Genomic DNA, 16,302 nt, shown 5'->3' on the forward strand with positions numbered 1-16,302 from the left:
GGCTTTCGACGAAGGCGTGCGTCGTTTCGACTGGCGTCGCGCTGCGCACTGGTAAGCCAGGCGCTTTTCGCGCTAAAAGCTGGGGTAATGAACGCAAACCTCCGTAAAGACGCGCTGCGCGATCAGCGCGCAAAAATGTTGGCCGCGGCGCCCGACTGGCGCGCGTCCGATGCGCGCGTGAACCCGCGCGTCGCGATCGGGTCGATCCTCGCGATGTGGCTGATCTATTTCCTGATCACGACCGGCCTCGCAATGCTGACCGGCGCGAGCGACCAGTGGGCCTTTGCCGGACGCCGTGCGATCGTCGTCGTCGCGGGCATCCTGTGCACCTTCGTGCTCTATCAGCTGCTCCAGCGCGCGCAGCCGCGCAGTTTCGGCGCGCGCCTCGGCGCCGCGCTCGGCGCCGCGGTCCCGCTCGTCATGGTGTACGCCAGCATCAACCTGTTCGTGTTCTTCTACTGGCTACCCGCCCCCGATACGGCCAAGATCGTTGAAGAAGTGCAGTCGAAATTCCCGGTCGCGTGGGAAATGGTGCTGATCCTCGACAGCTCGATCCGCTGGTATTTCTTCTTCGCGGTCTGGGCCGCGCTCTACGTCGCCTTCGGCTATGCAAACGAGATGCGCGCGGTCGAACGCCGCGCCAATCATTTCCGCATGGAAGCGAAGAATGCGCAGCTGCGCGCGCTCCATTATCAGGTCAATCCGCATTTCCTCTTCAACACGCTGAACTCGCTGTCGACGCTCGTGCTCAAGGGGTCGAAGACCGAAGCCGAATCGATGATCATGAATCTGTCGTCCTTCCTGCGCTCGAGCCTCGCGATCGATCCCGAACAGCTCGTCAGCCTCGACGAGGAAATCGCGCTTCAACAGCTCTATCTCGACATCGAACAGGCGCGCTTTCCCGACCGGCTGCAGGTCGAGGTGTCGATGCCCGACGAACTGAAACATGCGTGCGTGCCGGTACTGATCCTGCAGCCGATCATCGAAAATGCGATCAAATACGGCGTGTCGCCCAGCAAGGGGCGGATTGCGATCCGCCTGCAAGCCAGCGCCGAATATGGCCTGCTGGTATTGCGGGTCGAAAATGACGTCGATCCCAAGGCCCCCGCCCCCGCTTCGGGAACCGGCCTCGGCCTCGGCAATGTCCGCGAACGGCTGCTGACCCGCTATGGTCCCACTGCCGGGTGCGAATGGGGTAAATCGGATAACGGCGGCTTTGTCGTCTCGCTATGGCTGCCGCTGGCACGGGAGGCTTGTTGATGCTTCAGACCTTGCGCACATTGATCGTCGATGACGAGCCGCTCGCGATCGAGCGGCTTCAGATCCTGGCCGGGCAACAGGACGGCATTTCTCTCGTCGGTACCGCCAGCGACGGCGCCTCGGCGCTCCGTATGGTCGACGCGCTCGCGCCCGACCTGCTGCTCTGCGACATCGCCATGCCCGACCTTAACGGGCTGGAAGTGGCCGCGGCGATCGAGCAGCTCGACAACCCGCCGGCCATCGTTTTCGTCACCGCCTTCGATCGCTATGCGGTCGCGGCGTTCGAGGTCGCCGCAGTCGACTATCTGCTGAAGCCCGTCGCCCCCGACCGGCTGGAGCGCGCGCTCGGCCGCGTGCGCGAATGGCGCGCGACCGAGCGTTCGCCAGCGCAGAAAAGCAAATGGATCACCGAATTCTGGGTCCAGAACCGCGGCGAAATGCTGCGGATCGACGCGGCACAGGTCGACCTGATCGAGGCCGAACGCGACTATATGCGCCTGCACGTTGGCGCGCGCAGCTGGCTGATCCACCAGACGATCAAATCATTGGAAGCGCGGATGAACCCCGATCAGTTCATGCGCATCCACCGGTCGAAGATGATCCGGCGCGAGGGCATCGTCGGGCTCAAACATCATGGCGACGGCGCGTGGAGCGTCGATCTGGGCGAAGGCGGCGTGCACCGCATCGGCCGCACCTATCTTCACGACGTCAAGGCGATCATGCACGCCTGACACTTATGCAACGACAAGGCGGCCATGCCGCCGGGGCATGACCGCCTCACCGAATGATCGCAAGGGACTGCGATCAGGGAGCGGCAGCGATAACCAGCCCGCCGGCATCGGCAAAGCGGGCGCCATCGCCGTTGAAGAGCGCGGCAAGTTTCACGTCCGCATCGGCCATCGCCGATTTCTCGCACTGAATTGCGGGCGCGCGCTCGGCGAGCGTTTGCCGGTAGTGCGGCCGGCTGCCGCACACCTGACGCACCGCAAATTTGACGCGCGATGACAGCGCCTCGCGCCCTTTCGCGGTCGAAAGGTTCAGATCACCATATTTGACGATTACGGTACGACGCTCGCCATCGTCTTCGCTTGCGGACGCAGGAACGGAAAGACCGGTCAACGCCATCGGCGCCGCCAGCAGAATGAAAGTAAGGTTCGCCATGGGGAGTCCTCTCACAGGGGATCGGATGCGGGATACGAAGGGCCCGGACCGGGGAGACCGAAGCCCTCCGCATCCCGCAGCCTTTGAATGCCCCATCGGCTATGCCGGATCACGCGGGGTTCGACCGGCCTCGACGGCACGTCGATCAGACCGACAAAACACATCTATTCTTCGACGAATGGCCGAGGGTCCGGCAATTTCATGACACAAATCTTGCGCTCCGATCGAAAAGAGACCAGATTTGGTCATCGTGCGGAAATATTCTTACTCTGCGACCCGCCGAGTGCAGGTTATGGTACTTCGCCTCACGCTACTGGCGTTTGTCGGCACCATCTGCGGCGCGCTGCTCGGCGAAATGGTCGCGGGGCAGCGTCTGGGCAACGGAGCGTATGAGCCCGCGACCTACTCCGGCTTAAGCGCCAACCCGGATGCCGCTGCACCACCGGCGATCGGTGAAGATCCGTGTCCGATGTGCCCCGACAGCTATGGTGTCGCGGCGCACCTCCGTGCCGAGCGGCAGGATCGGATGGACAATGCTTTCCGCGCGCTGGGATCGATCGAGCCCGAGATGCCGGCCGAAGAGATAGACGACGGTTATCGATATGGCGGCCGCTTCCCGGACCGCGAAATCGATAGCCGCGCCGAGTCGACCGCCGGCAGCATCGGCGCGGACGATCAGCCGATCCCGGCAGAGGACAATCTTGCGCCTAGCGCGGAGGTGCCTTGACCGGCGCGGCGCAGCGCGTCGTATCGCCCGCCTTGCACGCGGCGACATCGGCTTCCCACTTCATCCGCTCCTCGGCCGACATGGCGGCGACGCGCGCCTTTTCGGCCTCATAGGCGGCGGTTTCGTCGACAAAGACCTGCTGATCGTGCGCAACCTGCTGCGCTGCAGCCGAGACTTCCTGCGTATAGATCGTGTTGTCGGTCCTCGCCTGCGCCGCCTGTTGGGCGTTCAGCCGAGCCGTATTCGCGCGTTCTTCGGGCGTCGTGCCGTCGGGCAGTTTCTTTTCGGTCGCCGGCGGAGCTTCAGGCGTCTGCTGCGCCGCGGCCTGACCGCCAGCCAGCAGCATCAAGGCGATCGAAGCACTCATTATCGTTCTGGTCATCGAACTTCTCCTGCGATTCATGCGTCGTTCCAACGCGCCATATCGCGGCGCGTTCCGCCGGCGATTTGACCTCCTGCCGTTCAATCGCCATGCTGCGCGGCCGCTCCCTGCACCATCGGACCGCTATTTGCCCGCCCCGACGAAATATCCTCTCAATCGCCCCGTCTTTTTCGCGCCGCTTGCGGTGTTGCTCGTCGCCGTGCTGCTCAGCCTGTGGCAGGGCGCAGCGGTCGTGGCTGCCGAAACGGCGATCAACAACTGGATCCTGCGCCATTTTTCGCCGCTCTTCGCCTGGGCAGGCATCGGCTTTCTCGCGCTGCTCCTGCTCGTGGCCACGTCGCCGCTCGGCGGCCGGATCATCGGCGGCGCGAGCGCTGTTCCGGTCCTGTCGCGCTGGCGCTGGTTCGCCGTCACGCTCTGCACCACGATCGCCACCGGCATCCTGTTCTGGGGCGCGGCCGAGCCGCTGTTCCACCTCAATGATCCGCCCGCGATGCTGGGACTCGCGCCGGGCAGCGATGCCGCCGCGACCTTCGCCATGTCGACGATGTTCCTTCACTGGACGTTGACGCCCTACGCCATTTACACTGTCGCGGGGCTTGCCTTCGCGCTCGTCTATTACGACCGCCGCGAACCCTTCAGCCTTTCGTCGCTCTTCGTGCCCGTCATTGGCCAGCGCGCGCATGGTGCCGCAGGCACGATTATCGACATCGTCTGCCTCTTCGCCCTCGTCGCCGGCATGGCCGCTTCGCTCGGCGCGGGTGTGCTCGCGCTCGCGGGCGGGATCGAGGGCCTGTGGAGCGTCGCGGGCGGCGCCCCGCTGCGCTGGGGTATCGCCGCCGCGATCGTCACGACCTTCGTCATTTCGGCAGCGCTCGGCCTTCAGCGCGGCATCGCCCGGCTGTCGATCTTCAACATCTGGTTGTTTATCGCCGTGCTGTTGTTCGTCGTCGCCGCCGGTCCCGCCGCGCGTCTTCCCGGGCTCGGTTTTGCCGGCGCCGCCGACCATGCCGCAACCTTCCTTCCGCGCAGCCTCGGCATCGACGTCAATCGCGACTGGCACCAACAATGGACAATCTTCAACTGGGCCAACTGGTTTGCCTGGGCGCCGGTCACCGCGCTGTTTCTGGGCCGTCTTGCGGTGGGGTACAGCGTGCGCGCGTTCATCCTCGTCAGCCTGCTGCTGCCTGCGCTGTTCGGCGCCGCATGGATGATCATCATCGCCGGGACGACGATCACTCTCGACCAGCAAACGGGCGGCAGTCTTTACGCCGTGCTGACCAATGCCGGTCCCAATCCGCTTCTCTATCGCCTGTTCAGCGAGCTTGGCGGCGGCCTGCCCGTGCTTATGCTGCTGATCGGCGCGATCTTCATTTCCTATGTGACCGCGGCCGACAGCAATGTGTCGGCGATGAGCGCGCTGTCGACGCACGGCATTTCGCCCGAAAGCCCCGAAGCGCCGCTCGCGGTCAAACTCGCTTGGGGAATCACCGTCGGGCTCGTCGCGACCATCCTCGTCGCGGCGGCGGGGATCGACGGCATCCGCATGATGTCGGTTCTCGGCGGCTTTCCGGCGCTGTTCATCATTCTTGGCGCGGCGGTATCGCTGGGCGTGATGACGATCGATCGTCGATCGGCCGGCGCCGCAGCCAACGGCTGACCCAAGGGGCACGTTGCGGGCGCGGACACCGCGCCCTATCTAAGTCGAGGCACGGCATGACCGCTCTTGCGCCTTTAGAACAAATCTGGAACATACCCCTCCCATGAGTCTCACCCACATTAAAGTGCGCGGTGCGCGCGAGCATAATCTGAAGGGCGTCGATGTCGATCTGCCGCGCGATGCACTGATCGTCATCACCGGGCTTTCGGGGTCGGGAAAATCGTCGCTCGCCTTCGACACCATCTATGCCGAGGGACAGCGTCGCTATGTCGAGTCGCTGTCGGCCTATGCGCGCCAGTTCCTCGAAATGATGCAAAAGCCCGACGTCGAGCATATCGACGGGCTGTCGCCGGCGATCAGCATCGAGCAGAAGACGACGAGCCGCAACCCGCGCTCGACCGTCGCCACCGTCACCGAAATCTACGACTATATGCGTCTGCTCTGGGCGCGCGTCGGCATTCCCTATTCGCCCGCGACGGGCGAGCCGATCAGCGCGCAGACGGTCAGCCAGATGGTCGACCGCGTGATGCAGCTTCCCGAGGGCACGCGTGCCTATCTCCTCGCCCCCGTCGTGCGCGGACGCAAGGGCGAGTATAAGAAGGAACTCGCACAGTGGCAGAAGGAAGGCTTCACCCGCGTCCGCATCGACGGTGAGTTTTACGAGATCGAGGATGCCCCGGCGCTCGACAAGAAGTACAAGCATGATGTCGAGGTTGTCGTCGATCGCATCGTCGTGCGCGACGGCATCGAAACGCGGCTGGCCGACAGTTTCGAAACCGCGCTGAAGCTGGCCGACGGGCTTGCCTATGTCGATCTTGCCGACGGCGTGGTGCCCGGCCGCGAGGACGAGGACAGCGGAGGGGCGATGAAGGGCGCCGGCATTCCGGCCAATCGGCTGATCTTTTCGGAAAAATTCGCCTGCCCGGTCAGCGGCTTCACGATCGCCGAGATCGAACCCCGGCTGTTCAGCTTCAACGCGCCGCAGGGCGCCTGCCCCGCGTGCGACGGCCTCGGCGAACGGCTCGAGTTCGACCCCGAACTCGTCGTGCCGAACCATGCGCTCAGCCTCAAAAAGGGCGCCGTGGTGCCGTGGGCGAAATCCAACCCGCCCTCGCCCTATTATATGCAGGTGCTCGAAAGCCTTGGCAAAGCCTATGGCTTCGCGCTCGACACGCCGTGGCAGGATCTGCCCGGCGAGGTGCAGTTGATCATCCTCTATGGCACCGACGGCAAACCGGTCGAACTGACCTTCAAGGACGGCAGGCGTAGCTATACCACGCACAAGGCGTTTGAGGGGGTGATCGGTAACCTTAACCGCCGGATGCTCCAGACCGAAAGCGCGTGGATGCGCGAGGAGCTCGGCAAATATCAGACCGCGCAGCCGTGCGAGACGTGCCACGGCGCGCGCCTGCGCCCCGAACCGCTCGCGGTTAAGATCGCGGGCGAGAATATCAGCATGTCGGCACAGCGGTCGGTCGCCGACGCGCTCGCATGGTTTTCAACGCTCGACGAGAAACTGAACGACCAGCAGCGCCAGATCGCCAAGGCGATCCTGAAGGAAATCAATGAGCGGCTGGGTTTCCTCAACAATGTCGGGCTCGATTATCTCAACCTCAACCGCACGTCGGGCACGCTTTCCGGCGGGGAAAGTCAGCGCATCCGTCTGGCGAGCCAGATCGGCAGCGGCCTGTCGGGCGTGCTCTATGTGCTCGACGAGCCGAGCATCGGCCTGCACCAGCGCGACAACGACCGGCTGCTCGCCACATTGAAGCGCCTGCGCGACCTCGGCAACACCGTCATTGTCGTCGAACATGACGAGGATGCGATCCGCCATGCCGACTATGTCGTCGATATGGGCCCCGGCGCGGGCGTTCATGGCGGCGAGATCGTCGCGCAAGGAACATTGAAACAGGTCCTCGCGAGCAAGAAGAGCCTGACCGCCGCCTATCTGACCGGCGCTAAAAAGATCGAGGTGCCGAAGCACCGCCGCAAGGGCAACGGGTTCGACCTCGTTCTCAAGGGCGCGCGCGCGAACAATTTGCAGAACGTCACCGCAAAGATCCCGCTCGGCACCTTCACCTGCGTCACCGGCCTGTCGGGGTCGGGCAAGTCGAGCCTCATCATCGACACGCTTTATGCCAGCGCCGCGCGCACGCTGAACGGCGCGCGTATGGTCGCGGGGCCGCACGACAGCCTCAAGGGCCTCGAACATTGCGACAAGGTGATCGACATCGACCAGTCACCGATCGGCCGCACCCCGCGGTCGAATCCGGCGACATACACGGGCGCCTTCACCGTGATCCGCGACTGGTTCGCCGGGCTGCCCGAAAGCCAGGCACGCGGCTACAAGCCCGGCCGCTTCAGCTTCAACGTCAAGGGCGGGCGGTGCGAAACCTGCACCGGCGACGGGCTGATCAAGATCGAGATGCACTTCCTGCCCGACGTTTATGTGACGTGCGAGACGTGCCACGGCAAACGCTACAACCGCGAAACGCTGGAGGTGAAGTTCAAGGGGATGAGCATTGCCGATGTGCTCGACATGACCGTCGAGGACGCGGCCGAATTTTTCAAGGCGGTGCCTGCGATCCGCGACAAGATGGCGATGCTCGTGCGCGTCGGCCTCGGCTATATCAAGGTCGGGCAGCAGGCGACGACCTTGTCGGGGGGCGAGGCGCAGCGGGTCAAGCTTGCCAAGGAATTGTCGCGGCGCTCGACCGGGCAAACGCTCTATATTCTCGACGAGCCGACGACGGGGCTGCATTTCGAGGATGTGCGCAAACTGCTCGAAGTGCTTCAGGCGCTCGTCGACCAGGGCAACAGCGTGGTCGTGATCGAGCATAACCTCGATGTCATCAAGACCGCCGACTATATCCTCGATCTCGGCCCCGAGGGCGGCGTCAAGGGCGGCGAAATCGTTGCCGCGGGGACGCCCGAACAGGTGGTGAAGGAAAAGCGGAGTTTCACCGGGCAATATCTCAAGCCGTTGCTGGAGAAATAGCGCGTAACCGGATAGGCAAGGCGCACAATAGCCGGAGTTTCATGCAATGCCTCTCGATTCCGTGCGCCTGCTTCCTGCCTTTCTTGCTGCGCTGCTTGCCGCCGCGCCCGCAACCGCAGCATCCGCCCCCGCCTCGCCCGAGCAGGCACTCGAAGCCTATGTCGAGGGACTCCGCACCGGGCGCGTCGAGATTTTGGAGGAGTTATTCCTTCCCGACTGGCAATTTTGCGCGCTCCGTGCCAACAAGAATCCGGCGATCGATTGCCAGCGCTTTGCCGAGGTGATCGGCAGATGGGCCGCGCAGCCCGACCCCGCCACCACCGGCCGCGTGCTCGATCGCCACGACGCGGCGCCGTCGATGACCGCGGTCACCTATGAACTGCATTTCGCCGGCGACCGCTATGTCGATCAGCTGCTGCTCTATCGCACCCCGGCCGGATGGCGCGTCGTCGCAAAGACCACGACCGTCGGCCGGGAAAAAGGCGCTTGATGATCACCACTGTCGCCGCCGATTTCGCTGCCGCACTGCCGAACGGCGGCCGTCTCGCGGGACTCGATGTCGGCACCAAGACGATCGGCGTTGCGCTGTGCGATGCGGGCTGGTCGTTTGCGTCGCCCGACAAGACGATCATCCGCAAAAAATTCGCCGCCGATCTCGATGCACTGAAAGGCCTCGTCGCTGCGCAGTCCGTCGTCGGGCTGGTCGTCGGCCTGCCGCTCAACATGGACGGCAGCGATAGCCCGCGCACCCAAAGCACGCGCGCCTTTGCGCGAAACCTCGCGCCGCTCGGCCTGCCCGTGCTGCTGTGGGACGAACGCTGGTCGACCGCCGCGGTCGAACGCGCGATGATCGCCGCCGACGTCAGCCGCGCCAAACGCGCCGAGCGCATCGACAGCGCCGCCGCGGCATTCATATTGCAGGGCGCGATCGACGCGATGACAAGATGATCCTCCCTGTGGCGAAGCCATGGGGAGGTGGCAGCGCGAAGCGCTGACGGAGGGGCCATAACGCTGCCGCTGCTGCCCCTCCACCACGCCCTTCGGGCGCGGTCCCCCTCCCCATGGCTTCGCCACAGGGAGGATACGCTTGCCAAAATCGCTGCCCCTCCCTAAACGCTCCCCTTTAATGACAAGCCCTACCATCCGACCCGCCAGCGACTATCCGCCCGGCGGCGATGCCTTTCGCCATCGCCACCTCACCGGCATCGCCCAGCTCACCCCGTGGGAGATTTCCTACATATTGGATGCTGCTGAAGAATGGGTCGAACTCAATCGCAGTGGCGCGGCGAAGCATGACGACCGGCTCGCAGGGCTGACGATCATCAACGCCTTTTTCGAAAACTCCACGCGCACCCTGCTGTCGTTCGAAATCGCCGGAAAACGCCTCGGCGCCGATGTCGTCAACATGCACGCCGCGCAGTCGAGCGTGAAGAAGGGCGAGACGCTGATCGACACTGCGATGACCCTGAACGCGATGCGCGCCGATGCCATGGTCATCCGCCACGCAAGCTCGGGCGCGGTGCAGCTGATCGCCGACAAGGTCGACTGCCCCGTCCTCAACGCGGGCGACGGCCGCCACGAGCATCCGACGCAGGCGCTGCTCGACGCCCTCACCATCCGCCGCCGCCTCGGCCGCGTCGAGGGGCTGACCATTGCGATCTGCGGCGACGTCCTCCACAGCCGCGTCGCGCGCTCGAACATCCTTGCGCTGACCTTGCTCGGCAACGAGGTGCGCGTCGTCGCCCCCGCGACGCTGACCCCGCCCGCGATGGAGCGGATGCACGTTGCGACCTTCGCCGACATGGACGCGGGGCTGAAAGACGCCGACGTCGTGATGATGCTGCGCCTGCAGAACGAGCGCATGGATGGCGCCTATCTGCCCTCGGCGCGCGAGTATCACGCGCTCTACGGCCTCACGCCCCAGCGGCTTGAAAAGGCGAAGCCCGACGCCATCGTCATGCACCCCGGCCCGATGAACCGCGGTGTCGAAATCGACAGCAGCATTGCCGACGATGCCCTACGCTCGACGATCACCGAACAGGTCGAAATGGGCGTTGCGGTGCGCATGGCATGTCTCGACATTTTGACGCGCCGCCAGCGGGGAGTGCCGGGATGGAACTGAGGCCGCTCCATATCGTCAATGCGCGGCTGATCGACGGCGACACGCCGCGCGCGGGCAGCTTGCTCGCGGTGGGCGGCCGCATCGCCGCGATCGACCCGACCGACATCGCCGAAGGCGCCGAAACCGTCGATGCCAGGGGCCAGTGGCTCGCCCCAGGCATCATCGACCTCGGCGTCTTTGCGACCGACAAGCCCGCCTTTCACTTCGGCGGGATCACGCGCGCCGCGCTGATGCCCGATACCGGCCCGCTCGACGGCGCCGGCCTCGTCGAGCGGGCCGCCAAGGGCGGCAAGCCCGACCTTTGGGTCCACCCCATCGCCGCCGCGACTAAGGGCCTCGAAGGCCGCGAACTCGCCGAAATCGGCCTGATGAAGGCGGCGGGCGCGCGCGCCGTCGCCACCGGCCGCGGCCGCATCGCCGACAGCGGCGTAATGCGCCGCGTGCTTTCCTACGCGGCCTCGCTGGGCCTCGTCACGATCATCCATGCCGAGGATGAGGGGCTGACCGCCGGCGCGGTCGCGACCGACGGCGAAATGGCGACGCGGCTTGGCGTCGCCTCCGCACCCGCCGTCGCCGAAGCGATGGCGATCGCGCGCGATCTGGCGCTCGTCGAGGAAACCGGCGCCCCCGTCCATTTCCGCCAGGTCACGACCGCGCGCGGGCTCGATCTGATCCGCGCCGCCAAGGCAAAGGGGCTGCCCGTGCAATGCGGCATCACCCCCGCCCACCTGTTCCTCTCCGACACCGCGATCGGCGATTTCCGCACCTTTGCGCGCCTTTCGCCGCCGTTGCGCAGCGAGGACGATCGCCGCGCCTGCCTCGCCGCGGTCGCCGACGGCACGATCGACATATTGTCGTCGGGGCACGATCCGCGCGGGCCCGAGGACAAGCGCCTGCCCTTTGCCGAAGCACTGCCCGGCATGGCGGGCGCCGAAACGCTGCTCGCGATGGGGCTTAACCTTGTCCGCGACGGCCATATCACGCCGGGCCGCCTGTTCGAAATGCTCGCCGCCGCCCCCGCCTGCCTGCTCGGCGTCGAGACCGGGCGCCTTGCGGTGGGCATGGAAGCCGACCTCATCCTCGTCGATGACGGCGCGCCGTGGCAGGTCGATGCCAAGAAGATGGCGGCGTGGGCCGGCAATACCCCCTTCGACGGTATGCCCATGCAGGGCCGCGCGACGATGATGTGGAAGGGCGGAAAGCGGATTCGTTGAAATCGCAGCAGGACGGGATCAGCGCCGCCGCGCCTTCCACGCGCGCACCGCCGCCATCGTCTTTTCGACATGCGCCTGCGGTTTGGCGTCGGTGTAGCTGAGCAGGATGGTGCCGTCCGGCGCGATCACGAATGATGTGCGATTGGACCGCATCGTCCCGTCGGGGCGCTGTATCGCCGCGTCATATTTTGCCGCGACCTTTGCTCCCGGATCGGCGGCGACCGCGAACTTGTCACGGCATTCGGAGCGTGAAAATTCGGCCACCCGCTCGATATTCCCCGCGGTCACGCCGACCACACGCGCGCCGAGCCGACTGAAATCATCGCTCGCTTCAGCAAACAAATGCGCCTCCAGCGTGCAGCCCGGCGTAAAGGCGGCAGGAAAGAAATAGAGCACGACCGGCCCCTTCTTCAGCGCCGCTTTCAACGACAGGCTGAACGGCTTGCCGCCTTGCGCAGCGCTCAATGTGAAATCGGGGGCCTTTGCGCCTTGCTGGAGCGCGGCGATGCCCGGCGTAGGATGCACCGTCAGCGAAACGCCAACCCCGAGGGCAAGCCCCAACGGCATTACGAGCGTTTTCAGCAACGTCATCGGGCAATCCTCCATGCGGCCAACGCCGAAGATGCGGAAAAAACTCCGCCGCGTCCAGCGCGATTGACCTCGTCCCAGCGCTATGGCGCTTCACCGAGCCTGCACGCCGCCCACGCAGTGTTTCCTGATCAGCCGCGCCGGTCTTTCGCCAGCGTGCCGACGACACCCCACCCAATCAGCGCCTGTCCGCCGAAATAAAGCGGCCAGACGAACCACATCGTCACGTTCCGGGATAGCGCCCCGCCCTCCCCTGCGAAAATGAACAGGTCGCTCGCGAGGAACAGCATCGCGCCGACGCCCGTGCGATAGCGCGGGAAGCGGCTCGCCCAGGCGGTCACCGCCATCAGCGCGACGATCGCGGTGTACCCCATCGCCGCCGCCATCTGCTCGGGTGCGGCCTGTTTCGTGAGGCCCCACGCCGCCAATAACGCGAGCGGTACAACTGCAAAAACGAGCAATTTTTGCGAGCCCGTCATCGCCGCGCGCCGATTGCCGAGATAGAGGGCAATTGCAATGATATGCCCGGCCGCGAACGCTGCCGCCCCCTGCATCATCCCGATTGCATCGAGCATCCAGTCGCCGAGCGCGCCGAAAGCCAGCGCCGCAGCGATCATCCGCCCGCCAGCTCCCCGCGCGTTAACCGCCGCCCATACGGCAAGCAGCCCGACGCCCGACGCCTTCCACGCCCAGATTATCGGCCCGTCGAGGCGCAGGATCACCGCCGCGAAATAGCTGATCCCACCAACAAGCGCCGCCAGCCACAACCAGCGCGCCCGGTCCCAAAGCTGCCCCTCGTCCATCGCGCTCCCCTTTGCATCTTGCCATTAACCCGCCTAGTGCGCGGCATATTGGTCGCAAGTCAACGGACAGGGTAAATGGCGGAATACGACGTGCACATCATCGGCGGCGGGCTCGCGGGGTCCGAAGCGGCGTGGCAGCTCGCCGAGGCGGGCTATCGCGTGCGCCTCTCCGAAATGCGCGGGGGCGGCGACATGACGCCAGCGCATCAGGGCGATACGCTCGCCGAAATGGTCTGCTCGAACAGCTTCCGCAGCGACGATGGCGACAGCAATGCCGTCGGCCTGCTCCACCGCGAAATGCGCACACTGGGCTCGATCATCATGCGCGAGGCCGATGCGACCAAGGTCCCCGCGGGCTCGGCGCTCGCGGTCGATCGCGACCTTTTTTCGGGCGGCGTCACGCGCGCGCTCGAAAATCATCCCAATGTTAACATCGTTCGCGAACGCATCGACACGCTGCCGGGCGAGGGGCTGTCCATCGTCGCGACCGGCCCGCTGACCGCCGCGAGCCTTGCGGAAAGCATCGGCGCGGCGACGGGCAAGGACGCGCTCGCCTTTTTCGACGCCATCGCCCCGATCGTCTACCGCGACAGCATCGACATGGACATCGCGTGGATGGCGAGCCGCTGGGACAAGGTCGGGCCGATCGGCGACGGCAAGGATTATATCAATTGCCCGATGGACAAGGATCAATATCACGCCTTCGTTCAGGGGCTGATCGACGGCGAAAAGACCGACTTCAAGGATTGGGAAAAGGACACGCCCTATTTCGAAGGCTGTATGCCGATCGAGGTGATGGCCGAACGCGGCGTCGAAACCCTGCGCTTCGGCCCGATGAAGGGCGTCGGGCTCGACAATCCGCGCACCGGACGCTGGCCCTATGCGGTCGTCCAGCTGCGGCAGGACAATGCGCTGGGGACGCTGTGGAATATGGTCGGTTTCCAGACCAAGCTCAAACATGGCGCGCAGATCGAGCTGTTCCGCACCATCCCGGGGCTCGAAAAGGCCGAATTCGCAAGACTTGGCGGCCTCCACCGCAACAGCTTCATCCGCTCGCCCGAGCTGCTCGACGGCCAGCTTCGCCTGAAATCGGCGCCGCATATCCGGTTCGCGGGGCAGATCACCGGCTGCGAGGGCTATGTCGAAAGCGCCGCGATCGGACTCGTCGCCGCGCGCTTCGCCGCCGCGGAGCTTGGCGGCCGAACCCTGCCGCCGCCGCCGCCCGAAACCGCGCTCGGCGCGCTGCTCGGCCACATCACGGGCGGCGCCGATGCAACATCCTATCAGCCGATGAACGTCAACTTCGGCCTTTTCCCGCCGCTTGCCGAGGATGTACGCAAAAAGGATCGCAAGCTGGGTTACACGCAGCGCGCTGGCAAAGCGCTGGCTGAGTGGATGAAGGTAGCTAAAGACGTGGCGGCCTAACCACCTTCGTCATTGCGAGGAGCCGAAGGCGACGCGGCAATCTCCAGCTATCGCAATGGCGGGACGCTCGCGGGAGATTGCTTCGCTTCGCTCGCAATGACGGGGTACTTTAGCACCGACACGCCGGCTTCGCTGCCCGCTTCGGCGCCGTCGTCGCGAACTCCACGCGCGTCAGATCCCCCGACTTGTCGGCATCGGCCCCGGCGAACCGCTCGCCTGTCGCGACCGCCCATTCCTCGAAGGTCAGCAGATTATTGCCATCCTTGTCGAGCTTGCGAAACGCCGCCGTCCGCGATGACATCAGTTCGACGCGGCTGATCCTTTCGTTGCGGTCCCGGTCGAAGCGGTTAAAGCGGCGTTCCTCGCGCGACGCCTCTTTGGCGGCGGGCAGTGCCGGCGGCGCCGGCCCCCGCGTCGGCGCGTTCGCTCCGGCAACCGGGATCGCGGGCAAGGCGGGCGGCGGATCGGGCAGCACCGCTTCGTCCGCAAGCTGGCTGTGCCCCTGCCACAGGAACAGCCCGCCGGTGAGCAACAGCGCGCTCGCGACACCGCCGATCAGGAAACGCGAAACCGCCATTTGCTCCTCCGCATCGATTGATCGGACCAGCTATCACGCCCGGTGCCGCGACGCCACGCGATGCGACCATATTGGCGGCGAATTTTAATCGCCTGACTTGTTCAAAATCGCTCGACAGATCACTATATTCGATCAATGCAAAACTACCTGCCCTCGCTCAAACAGATGCAATATCTCGTCGCGCTCCACGAGCACGGCCATTTCGGCCGCGCCGCAGATGCCTGCAACGTCACCCAATCGACGCTGTCGGCGGGCATCCGCGAGCTTGAGACGCTGCTGGGGCAAACGCTCGTCGAGCGCACGCGCCGCGTCGTGCGCTTCACCGCGCTTGGCGACAAGATCGTCGAAAAGGCGCACCGCGTACTGCGCGAGGCCGAAGAACTCGCCGACATGGCTGCTGCGGCCGCCGCACCGCTCGTCGGTGAATTGCGCATGAGCGTGATTCCGACGATCGCGCCGTTCCTCCTCCCCGACCTCCTCCCGCGACTGCGCAAGGAGCGCCCGTCGCTGAAGCTGTTCCTGCGCGAGGAGCCGAGCGCGCAGGCGTGCGAATCGCTCCATCACGGCGCCGTCGACTGCGTGTTGCTCGCACTCCCTTATGCGTGCGGCGACGTCGAGAGCGAGAATCTGTTCGACGACGCGCTGTTCGTCGCCTTCCCCGGCGATCAGTCCGAAAACCTGCCTGCGATGGTCAGCGCCGACCAGATCGATCCCTCGCAAATGCTGATGCTCGAGGATGGCCATTGCCTGAAGGACCACGCGCTCGCCGCGTGCAACCGCCCCGAATTGCGCGCCGGCGCGCGGATGATGGGCACGTCGCTGCATACGCTGGTGCAGATGGTCGATAACGGCCTGGGCATCACCATGCTCCCCCAGATGGCGATCGAGGCGGGCATCCTCGACCACACCGACATCGACACGCGCCCGCTCGATTCGGACCATGACTGGCGCACGATCGCGCTGGTATGGCGCAAGGGCAGCCCGCGCGCCGACGAATTCCGGATGCTCGCCGACATTTTTCGCAAGCATCAGGCGCGGTAGCGGGGTCGGGTTTGGACCAAACCTAGCCGTCGCCCCCGCGCAGGCGGGGGCCGCTGTCGGTTTACGCAGCGGCGCAGGAAAAGGCCGATTGCGGCCCCCGCCTTCGCGGGGGCGACGGTTTATTGAACGTTCGCTCCCCACCCCAAACCGGACACCCAAAAAAACCGCTGTCCTACATGACCCCGCTATGCCAGCCTTCACTCCTGTCCTTTGACAAGCTGGATAAGGCCAGTCGCGACGGCATGTATCGTTGCGGAGGGCACAGGCTCGCATATGCCCGCCGGACATGGCAAACCGGGCGCCGCACCAGGCTGACTTTTACTGACCTTTGGAAGCGTTCCGGG

Annotated in this window: 16 protein-coding genes; 11 read left to right on the plus strand and 5 right to left on the minus strand. The window is 65.2% G+C overall.

Annotated elements, in window-relative coordinates:
• The first annotated feature begins 87 nt into the window (after positions 1-87).
• Positions 88-1,260 carry a sensor histidine kinase gene (locus tag VSX77_RS00550; protein ID WP_338425733.1) on the plus strand — a complete coding sequence of 391 codons (1,173 nt, stop codon included), beginning with the start codon at positions 88-90 and terminating at the stop codon, positions 1,258-1,260.
• Positions 1,260-1,991, plus strand: a complete 732-nt coding sequence (locus VSX77_RS00555; protein ID WP_338425734.1) for a LytR/AlgR family response regulator transcription factor — start codon at positions 1,260-1,262, stop codon at positions 1,989-1,991. Before VSX77_RS00550 ends, VSX77_RS00555 begins: the two co-directional genes overlap by 1 nt.
• 73 nt (positions 1,992-2,064) lie before the next feature.
• Here VSX77_RS00555 and VSX77_RS00560 read toward each other — a convergent pair whose 3' ends face one another.
• A complete protein-coding gene (locus tag VSX77_RS00560; protein ID WP_338425735.1) occupies positions 2,065-2,421 on the minus strand; it encodes a UrcA family protein in 357 nt (118 codons plus the stop codon).
• Positions 2,422-2,662: 241 nt separating this feature from the next.
• On the opposite strand from VSX77_RS00560, the gene VSX77_RS00565 reads away from it, so the two are divergent.
• Positions 2,663-3,148 (plus strand): hypothetical protein, encoded by a 486-nt coding sequence (locus VSX77_RS00565; RefSeq protein WP_338425736.1) that lies wholly within the window; start codon positions 2,663-2,665, stop codon positions 3,146-3,148.
• Here VSX77_RS00565 and VSX77_RS00570 read toward each other — a convergent pair.
• Positions 3,129-3,530: a hypothetical protein gene (locus VSX77_RS00570; RefSeq protein ID WP_338425737.1), complete on the minus strand. Its 402-nt coding sequence runs from the start codon at positions 3,528-3,530 to the stop codon at positions 3,129-3,131. The genes VSX77_RS00565 and VSX77_RS00570 overlap by 20 nt on opposite strands.
• A gap of 127 nt (positions 3,531-3,657) precedes the next feature.
• Between VSX77_RS00570 and VSX77_RS00575 the strand changes: the two genes are divergently transcribed.
• The 6 genes from VSX77_RS00575 to VSX77_RS00600 all read left to right on the plus strand — a co-directional run bounded on the left by VSX77_RS00575 (position 3,658) and on the right by VSX77_RS00600 (position 11,524).
• Entirely contained in the window at positions 3,658-5,190 is a 1,533-nt protein-coding gene (locus VSX77_RS00575; RefSeq protein WP_338425738.1) for a BCCT family transporter, read from the plus strand.
• Between the two features lie 103 nt (positions 5,191-5,293).
• Positions 5,294-8,188: an excinuclease ABC subunit UvrA gene (gene uvrA, locus VSX77_RS00580; RefSeq protein ID WP_338425739.1), complete on the plus strand. Its 2,895-nt coding sequence runs from the start codon at positions 5,294-5,296 to the stop codon at positions 8,186-8,188.
• A 46-nt stretch (positions 8,189-8,234) separates the two neighbouring features.
• Positions 8,235-8,678: a nuclear transport factor 2 family protein gene (locus tag VSX77_RS00585; RefSeq protein WP_338425740.1), complete on the plus strand. Its 444-nt coding sequence runs from the start codon at positions 8,235-8,237 to the stop codon at positions 8,676-8,678.
• Positions 8,678-9,136 (plus strand): Holliday junction resolvase RuvX, encoded by a 459-nt coding sequence (gene ruvX, locus VSX77_RS00590; protein ID WP_338425741.1) that lies wholly within the window; start codon positions 8,678-8,680, stop codon positions 9,134-9,136. Before VSX77_RS00585 ends, ruvX begins: the two co-directional genes overlap by 1 nt.
• A gap of 178 nt (positions 9,137-9,314) precedes the next feature.
• Positions 9,315-10,310, plus strand: a complete 996-nt coding sequence (locus VSX77_RS00595; RefSeq protein WP_338425742.1) for an aspartate carbamoyltransferase catalytic subunit — start codon at positions 9,315-9,317, stop codon at positions 10,308-10,310.
• A complete protein-coding gene (locus tag VSX77_RS00600) occupies positions 10,301-11,524 on the plus strand; it encodes a dihydroorotase (RefSeq protein ID WP_338425743.1) in 1,224 nt (407 codons plus the stop codon). Before VSX77_RS00595 ends, VSX77_RS00600 begins: the two co-directional genes overlap by 10 nt.
• 18 nt (positions 11,525-11,542) lie before the next feature.
• Here the strand turns inward: VSX77_RS00600 and VSX77_RS00605 are convergent, their stop codons facing one another.
• Positions 11,543-12,115 (minus strand): peroxiredoxin, encoded by a 573-nt coding sequence (locus VSX77_RS00605; protein WP_338425744.1) that lies wholly within the window; start codon positions 12,113-12,115, stop codon positions 11,543-11,545.
• 128 nt (positions 12,116-12,243) lie between these two features.
• Positions 12,244-12,915, minus strand: a complete 672-nt coding sequence (locus VSX77_RS00610) for a lysoplasmalogenase family protein (RefSeq protein ID WP_338425745.1) — start codon at positions 12,913-12,915, stop codon at positions 12,244-12,246.
• 75 nt (positions 12,916-12,990) lie between these two features.
• Between VSX77_RS00610 and trmFO the strand changes: the two genes are divergently transcribed.
• Positions 12,991-14,340, plus strand: a complete 1,350-nt coding sequence (gene trmFO / locus VSX77_RS00615) for a methylenetetrahydrofolate--tRNA-(uracil(54)-C(5))-methyltransferase (FADH(2)-oxidizing) TrmFO (protein ID WP_338425746.1) — start codon at positions 12,991-12,993, stop codon at positions 14,338-14,340.
• A 109-nt stretch (positions 14,341-14,449) separates the two neighbouring features.
• Here the strand turns inward: trmFO and VSX77_RS00620 are convergent, their stop codons facing one another.
• Positions 14,450-14,917 (minus strand): hypothetical protein, encoded by a 468-nt coding sequence (locus tag VSX77_RS00620; protein ID WP_338425747.1) that lies wholly within the window; start codon positions 14,915-14,917, stop codon positions 14,450-14,452.
• 135 nt (positions 14,918-15,052) lie between these two features.
• Here VSX77_RS00620 and VSX77_RS00625 point away from each other — a divergent pair, with 135 nt between their 5' ends.
• The gene (locus tag VSX77_RS00625) at positions 15,053-15,958 is read left to right on the plus strand and encodes a hydrogen peroxide-inducible genes activator (protein ID WP_338425748.1); all 906 of its coding nucleotides are present in this window, start codon (positions 15,053-15,055) and stop codon (positions 15,956-15,958) included.
• Positions 15,959-16,302 lie beyond the last annotated feature (344 nt).

Source organism: Sphingopyxis sp. TUF1 (assembly GCF_036687315.1).
In the GTDB taxonomy this organism is placed as follows: domain Bacteria; phylum Pseudomonadota; class Alphaproteobacteria; order Sphingomonadales; family Sphingomonadaceae; genus Sphingopyxis; species Sphingopyxis kveilinensis.

Excerpts from the sequence above, each read along its gene's own strand:
- VSX77_RS00620 (WP_338425747.1), bottom strand. The coding sequence starts at position 14,917 with ATGGCGGTTTCGCGTTTCCTGATCGGCGGTGTCGCGAGCGCGCTGTTG.
- ruvX (WP_338425741.1), top strand. The coding sequence starts at position 8,678 with ATGATCACCACTGTCGCCGCCGATTTCGCTGCCGCACTGCCGAACGGC.
- VSX77_RS00550 (WP_338425733.1), top strand. The coding sequence starts at position 88 with ATGAACGCAAACCTCCGTAAAGACGCGCTGCGCGATCAGCGCGCAAAA.
- uvrA (WP_338425739.1), top strand. The coding sequence starts at position 5,294 with ATGAGTCTCACCCACATTAAAGTGCGCGGTGCGCGCGAGCATAATCTG.
- VSX77_RS00595 (WP_338425742.1), top strand. The coding sequence starts at position 9,315 with ATGACAAGCCCTACCATCCGACCCGCCAGCGACTATCCGCCCGGCGGC.
- VSX77_RS00625 (WP_338425748.1), top strand. The coding sequence starts at position 15,053 with ATGCAAAACTACCTGCCCTCGCTCAAACAGATGCAATATCTCGTCGCG.
- VSX77_RS00605 (WP_338425744.1), bottom strand. The coding sequence starts at position 12,115 with ATGACGTTGCTGAAAACGCTCGTAATGCCGTTGGGGCTTGCCCTCGGG.
- VSX77_RS00610 (WP_338425745.1), bottom strand. The coding sequence starts at position 12,915 with ATGGACGAGGGGCAGCTTTGGGACCGGGCGCGCTGGTTGTGGCTGGCG.
- VSX77_RS00585 (WP_338425740.1), top strand. The coding sequence starts at position 8,235 with ATGCCTCTCGATTCCGTGCGCCTGCTTCCTGCCTTTCTTGCTGCGCTG.
- VSX77_RS00600 (WP_338425743.1), top strand. The coding sequence starts at position 10,301 with ATGGAACTGAGGCCGCTCCATATCGTCAATGCGCGGCTGATCGACGGC.
- VSX77_RS00560 (WP_338425735.1), bottom strand. The coding sequence starts at position 2,421 with ATGGCGAACCTTACTTTCATTCTGCTGGCGGCGCCGATGGCGTTGACC.
- VSX77_RS00555 (WP_338425734.1), top strand. The coding sequence starts at position 1,260 with ATGCTTCAGACCTTGCGCACATTGATCGTCGATGACGAGCCGCTCGCG.
- trmFO (WP_338425746.1), top strand. The coding sequence starts at position 12,991 with ATGGCGGAATACGACGTGCACATCATCGGCGGCGGGCTCGCGGGGTCC.
- VSX77_RS00570 (WP_338425737.1), bottom strand. The coding sequence starts at position 3,530 with ATGACCAGAACGATAATGAGTGCTTCGATCGCCTTGATGCTGCTGGCT.